Origin of the sequence: Terrisporobacter sp. (assembly GCF_017888745.1) — a bacterium.
Classification (GTDB): Bacteria; Bacillota; Clostridia; order Peptostreptococcales; family Peptostreptococcaceae; genus Terrisporobacter.
This window is the reverse complement of the sequence record NZ_JAGHFM010000384.1, coordinates 1-2,191: the sequence shown is the minus strand read 5'-3', so window position 1 is coordinate 2,191 and position 2,191 is coordinate 1. Positions and strand designations below refer to the sequence as shown.

Here is a 2,191-nt window from a genome sequence, read left to right as displayed (position 1 = left end):
TAAATGGCTATGGAAAAGAAGTAGATATAGAAGATATTAATTATAAAATAAAAGATGTATCTACTTATTTTAGAAATAAAAATGAGGAATCTATAGATGACATAACATGGAGTGATTTATCTATGGATAATATTTATAAAAAAATAAATAATACTCAAAGTACAGCAGGAAAAGAAATACTATATTATATTTTACGAAATCCTATAAATGATATAGATATATTAAATAAAAGAAATAATCTAATAGAATATTTTAGAAATAATGAAGATATTAGATTAGAATTACAACTGGACTTTGCAAAACTAGGAGATAGTAATGACCCAAATGCTACACTTTGCCTGTTTGCAGAAGATGATAATACAAAGAGTAAACTCTTGATATATAGTATTTTAAGAGTTTTACCTATTATAAGTATTATCATAACTGCTTTAAATAAATCATTTTTATTTTTTGCATTATTTTCAATAGGTTTAAATATATTTATTAGTTATAAGAATAAGACTGAACAAATAGATACAGGTGGTTTTACATATTTAATAAAAAGTCTTAATATTGCTTATAAAATAAAAGATAAAAATATAAAAGAAATAGATGAAAATATTCACGATATTAAAGAGGATTTGGAAAAGGTAAAAAAAATTAAAAAGAAAAGTGTAACATCAAATCAAAATTCTATGATGTCAGAATTAAATGTTTTTAGAGAATATTATAATATGATATTCTTATCAGAGTTAATTACATATGAAAAAGTAAAAGAGACGATTATTAAAAATAAAATATATTTAAAAAATATATATGAATATGTAGGAACTATAGATGCTTTGATAGGGGTTGCTTCTTTTAGAGAGTCTTTACAATATTATTCAAAGCCAAATCTAAAAATAAGTAATAATAAAGAAGAGAACTTGATTGAATTTACAGAAATATATCATCCTCTAATTGAAAATCCTGTAACAAATTCATTAAAAACAAAAGGTGGAGTATTAATAACAGGCTCCAATGCTTCTGGAAAATCTACTTTTATAAAGAGTATAGCAATAAATCAAATTTTAGCTCAAAGTATTTATACAACTTGTTCAAAAGAATACAATTCATCAATATTTAATATATATACATCTATGGCACTTAAAGATGATGTATTAAATAATGAAAGTTATTACATAGTAGAAATAAAATCTTTAAAAAGAATTATAGATAATTCTAATAGAGATATACCATGCTTATGTTTTGTAGATGAGATTTTAAGGGGAACAAATACTATAGAAAGAATTGCTTCTTCTAGTGAAGTATTAAAACATTTGAATAAATCTAACTGTATATGTTTTGCAGCGAGTCATGATATTGAGCTAACTTATTTACTAGAAAATGACTTTAGTAATTATCATTTTGAAGAAGAGATAACTGAAAATGATATTGTATTTGATTATGAGTTAAAAGAAGGTAGAGCAAAATCAAGAAATGCTATCAAGCTACTATCTTTAATGGGTTATAAAGAGGATATAGTTAACAATGCTAATAATAGAGCGGAAAATTTTGTTAGAACGGGGAAATGGAAGTAACAGAAAAGAGATATGATTTCATATCTCTTTTTTACATACTAAAGAAAAACAGATGTTTTTTATGGATTATACTTTAAATGGATTAGGATTATTTACAGTAAGTATTTTTACTATTTTTGAAGTATTATTTCTCCAATTATGGGAAGACATAGACTTGATATGAGCACTATCTCCCGGATATAAGTCAGTTTGTATGTTATCCACATTTAGTGTCAGTATTCCTTCTAATACATATATAAATTCTTCGCCTTCGTGAGAATATAATTCAATATTTTCTTGATTTTCATCCTTATGAGGCATTACTTCTTGTATCCTAGGTAGCATATCATATGCAAGAGCATTTTTATTTAGATTATATTGAATTATTTCAGGATTTATAGAAGTATATTTTCTTTCATAGCTTCTTACTATGCTTGTTGTACCTGAGTCACTTGTAACATCAAAAAAATCTAATACATCAACTTCTAGTACTTTTGCTACTTTTGCTAAAGAGTCTATAGCCACACTTGTCATGCCTCTTTCCAATTGTGATAGAAAACCAGTAGATAAATTTGTTTGTTCACTCAAATATTTTAATGTGAATTTTTTCTGATTTCTTAATTCTTTAATTTTTAAACCAATTGCTGTATTAT

Annotated in this window: 2 protein-coding genes; one reads left to right on the top strand and one right to left on the bottom strand. The window is 24.5% G+C overall.

Annotation, left to right across the window (positions count from 1 at the left end; genetic code table 11):
* Positions 1 to 1,559, top strand: a 1,559-nt coding sequence (locus J7G74_RS16280) for a MutS-related protein (RefSeq protein ID WP_297137326.1), incomplete at its 5' end; no start/stop codon positions are given.
* Between the two features lie 66 nt (positions 1,560 to 1,625).
* Here J7G74_RS16280 and J7G74_RS16275 read toward each other — a convergent pair.
* On the bottom strand, positions 1,626 to 2,191 hold a 566-nt coding region (locus J7G74_RS16275), incomplete at its 5' end, for a helix-turn-helix domain-containing protein (RefSeq protein WP_330616620.1).